Here is a 3,564-nt window from a genome sequence, read left to right as displayed (position 1 = left end):
GGCTGGGTGTTCTGCTCGTCGGGCACCGGCTCGCCACGGGTCGCCGGGACGCGCATCGTGTTCACGGCCGGGCGCGATGTGGCGCATGAAAGCCTCCAGGGCCGCGGCCTTCTCGGCCACCGCCTCGAAGCTGCCGTACACCACCGCCGAGCGGTAGTTCATGCCGTGGTTGAAGGCCGCGCGTGCCAGCACCAGGCCGTCGACGTGGGTGATGGTGACGCAAGCCTGCGTGCCCTTGACCAGCAGCTTGATCAGGCGCCCGCCATTGGAGCCACGGATGTACAGGTGGTCTCCGATGCGCCAGCAGGCCGTGGGAATGCATGCTCCCTGGCCCCGCCAGCGGCAGCTGCACGAATGCCTGCGCCAGGCCATCCGCCAAGGCACGCTGGGCAGCGGGGTGCGGCTGCCCGCCAGCCGCACGCTGGCGCGGGAGCTGGGCATCGCGCGCAACACCTTGCTGTACGCCTACGACCAGTTGGCCAGCGAAGGCTTCGTGCGGCCCGACCCACGCGGCACCGTGGTGGCGCCGCTGCTGGCTGCCGCGGGCCTGTGCCATGCACAGGGCCAGCGCCCTGCGCCGGCGCTGCGCGTGGGACTGTCGCGGCGTGCCCTGGCCCTGCAGTTGCCCGAGACCGCGGAAGTGGCCAATGCGGCGGCGGCCTTCACGCCCGGGGTGCCTGCGCTGCAGGACTTTCCGCTCCAGGTGCCGGTCGAGCAGATGCCCGACCGGGTGCAACTGCTGGCCAGGGCGGTGCGCGAAGGCCTGGCCCTCGGTGCCTCCTGAGGCCTTGTGCCAGAGTGCGGGCTGCAACACATCGACGGAGCCCAGGTCATGCATCCACCGCTTGGCAGTCTGGTGATCTACGCGCGCGACATGGCCAGGACCGCCGCGTTCTACAGCCAGCATTTCGGCCTGCTGACCACCGGCCAGGTGGTCGAAGGCCTGATCGAGCTGCAGCCGGTGGCCGGCGGCGCCGGTATCCTGATCCATCAGGCCGCCAAGTCGTCCAAGCTCGGGCAGGTGGGCATCAAGCTCTCGTTCCACGTCGAAGATGTGGCGGCCTTTGTGGCCCGGTCGGCGGCGCACGGGCTCGCCTTCGGGCCCATCCACCAGGCCAACGGCTACCAGTTCGCCAACACCAAGGACCCGGACGGCAACGCCATCAGCATCTCCAGTCGGGCGTTCCGGCAGCCGCCACCCGCTTGACGCCCAAACGGGCTGCCGCTTGCACCGGCCCTTAAACTGGCCCGCACGCGACTGGAAGGCGATCGAGCGATGAGCAGCGAATGGACCACGCCCTTCGAGCAGGGCAACGGCAACCAGACCAGCACCTGGCAGCAGTGCATCCAGTTCCATCAGCGGCTGGCCCAGGCCTTTCCGCATTGGCTGCAGTTCGAGGTGATCGGCCAGTCCGATGGCGGCGTGCCCATCCATCTCGGCGTGTTCTCCACCGACGGCGTGTTCGACCCCGCCGCCGTGCAGGCCGCCGGCCGCACCGTGTTCTTCAACAACAACGGCATCCACCCCGGTGAGCCGGAAGGCATCGACGCCTGCATGGCGCTGGTGCGCGACCTGTGCCTGGACGAAGCGCGCCGCCGCGCGCTGGGCAGCACGGTGCTGATCTACATCCCGGCCTACAACGTCGACGGCATGCTGAACCGGCAGAACACCAGCCGCGTCAACCAAGTGGGGCCCGAGGCCTTCGGCTTTCGGGGCAATGCGCGCCACCTCGACCTGAACCGCGACTTCATCAAGGCCGACAGCGCCAACGCCCGCAGCTTTGCCCGCGTGTTCACCCGCTGGGACCCGGACGTGATGGTCGACACCCACACCTCCAACGGCGCCGACTACCAGCACGTGGTCACCCTCATCGCCACCCAGCCCGACAAGCTGGGCGGCCGGCTGGGTGAGCACCTGCGCGAACGCATGCTGCCGGCGCTGTATGCCGACATGCAGACGCGCGGCTTTCCGATGTGCCCCTACGTGAACCCGGTGCGCGAGATCCCCGACGACGGCATTGCCGACTTCCTGGATTCGCCCCGCTTTTCCACCGGCTACGCGGCGCTGCACCACTGCATCGGCTTCATGCCGGAGACGCACATGCTCAAGCCCTTCGCCGACCGCTACCACGGCACCCGGGCGCTGGTGGACAGCGCACTGGCCTACACCGTGGCCCACGGCAGTGCCATCCGCGCCGCCCGCGTGGCCGACCGGGCGGCCATCTCGGCCGGCGACCCGGTGCCCCTGAACTGGCAGCTCGACACCAGCCGCAGCACGCCGTTGCGCTTCAGCGGCTACCAGGCCGTGCACGAACCCAGCCGGCTGGGCCGCTACCAGCGCCTGCGTTACGACCGCAGCCAGCCCTGGCAGAAGGACATCCCCTGGTTCGACCGCTACACCGCCACCGCACATGCCACGCCGCCTCGGGCCTACCTGCTGCCGCAGGCCTGGCACGACGTGGCCCAGCGGCTGCAGGCCCACGGCGTGAAGCTGCAGCGCGTGGCCCGCACGCTGACGCTGCCGGCCGAGGCGCTGCGCATCACGCACTTCCACAAGCGTCCCCTGCCCTTCGAGGGCCGCCACCTGCACGACGAGCTGCAGGTCGAGCCCGAACCGCTGCAGGCCACGCTGGCGGTGGGCGACTGGGTGGTGGCGCTGGGCACCACGCACGACCGCTTCGTCATCGAGACGCTGGAGCCGCTGGGCATCGACAGCTTCTTCCGCTGGGGCTTCTTCGACAGCGTGCTCGACAAGAAGGAGCACTTCAGCGACTACGTGTTCGAGGACGAAGCCGAACGCCTGCTGGAGGCCGAGCCCGGCCTGCGCCAGCGCTTCGAGGCCTGGCAGGCCGCACACCCCGAGCTGCAGACCGATCCGGAAGCGGTGCTCGGCTTCATCTTCCGCCATGCCCGCCGCTACGCCGAGCCCGAGCACAACCGCTACCCCGTGCTGCGCCTGGCCGAACTGCCCGCCCTGCTCTTCCAACCGGAGCCCCGATGAGCCGCCCCCTGTTGCCCGACGACTTCATCCCGGTCAGCTCGCCGGCCGCCGCCGCCATCCAGAGCCCGATGTTCAGCGGCGATGGCCGCCGCATCGCGTACCTGCAGCGCCACGGCGGCCCCGACACGCTGGCCCTCTTCGTGTTCGACCGCGACAGCGGCCAGACCACGCTGCGCCTGGCCGCCGAATCGCTGGCGCCGCAGCCCATGACGCTGGCCGAAGAACTGGCCCGCGAACGCGCCCGGCAGCGCTTCGACGGCATCACCTATGCACGCTGGCTGCCGGGCACGACGCGGCTGTGGTGTGCTCTGGGCCAACGGCTGGTGCTGGTGCCCGATGACCCCAACGCCGCGCCGGTGCTGCACACCCATGCGCAGTACATCGAAGCCGCCGTCGCCACCGCGCTGGCCGGCGGCCATGCCATCACCTACAGCGCCGGCGGCGACCTGTGGCGCGTGCCGCTGACGGCCGACGGCTTCGGCGCGCCGCAGCGGCTGACCGAGGACGGCAGCGACACGTTGCTCAACGGCATCCCCGATGCGATGACGCGCGAGGAAGTGTTC

4 protein-coding genes and 1 pseudogene are annotated in these 3,564 nt (G+C 70.3%); 4 read left to right on the top strand and 1 reads right to left on the bottom strand.

Features of this window, described 5'->3' with window-relative positions; genetic code table 11:
• Nucleotides 1-321, bottom strand: a pseudogene (locus ABNT58_RS00205) (pyridoxamine 5'-phosphate oxidase family protein); the annotation flags it as partial.
• Between ABNT58_RS00205 and ABNT58_RS00200 the strand changes: the two are divergent.
• From ABNT58_RS00200 to ABNT58_RS00185, 4 genes are all read left to right on the top strand, one after another.
• A complete protein-coding gene (locus ABNT58_RS00200) occupies nt 212-784 on the top strand; it encodes a GntR family transcriptional regulator (RefSeq protein ID WP_348751504.1) in 573 nt (190 codons plus the stop codon). The pseudogene ABNT58_RS00205 and the gene ABNT58_RS00200 sit on opposite strands and share 110 nt — an antisense overlap.
• A gap of 48 nt (nt 785-832) precedes the next feature.
• A complete protein-coding gene (locus ABNT58_RS00195) occupies nt 833-1,207 on the top strand; it encodes a VOC family protein (RefSeq protein WP_348751503.1) in 375 nt (124 codons plus the stop codon).
• A 69-nt stretch (nt 1,208-1,276) separates the two neighbouring features.
• Nucleotides 1,277-3,001: a M14 family zinc carboxypeptidase gene (locus ABNT58_RS00190; RefSeq protein WP_348751502.1), complete on the top strand. Its 1,725-nt coding sequence runs from the start codon at nt 1,277-1,279 to the stop codon at nt 2,999-3,001.
• Nucleotides 2,998-3,564, top strand: a 567-nt coding sequence (locus ABNT58_RS00185) for a hypothetical protein (RefSeq protein WP_348751501.1), incomplete at its 3' end; no start/stop codon positions are given. The genes ABNT58_RS00190 and ABNT58_RS00185, both read left to right, overlap by 4 nt.

Source organism: uncultured Aquincola sp. (genome assembly GCF_964001545.1).
Taxonomy (GTDB): Bacteria; Pseudomonadota; Gammaproteobacteria; order Burkholderiales; family Burkholderiaceae_C; genus Aquincola.
The sequence above is the reverse complement of the archived record's forward strand: the minus strand, read 5'-3'. Positions and strand labels throughout refer to the sequence as shown.

Bases quoted from the DNA above. Each gene is read 5' to 3' on its own strand.
- ABNT58_RS00200 (WP_348751504.1), top strand. From the start codon at position 212: ATGGTGACGCAAGCCTGCGTGCCCTTGACCAGCAGCTTGATCAGGCGC.
- ABNT58_RS00195 (WP_348751503.1), top strand. From the start codon at position 833: ATGCATCCACCGCTTGGCAGTCTGGTGATCTACGCGCGCGACATGGCC.
- ABNT58_RS00190 (WP_348751502.1), top strand. From the start codon at position 1,277: ATGAGCAGCGAATGGACCACGCCCTTCGAGCAGGGCAACGGCAACCAG.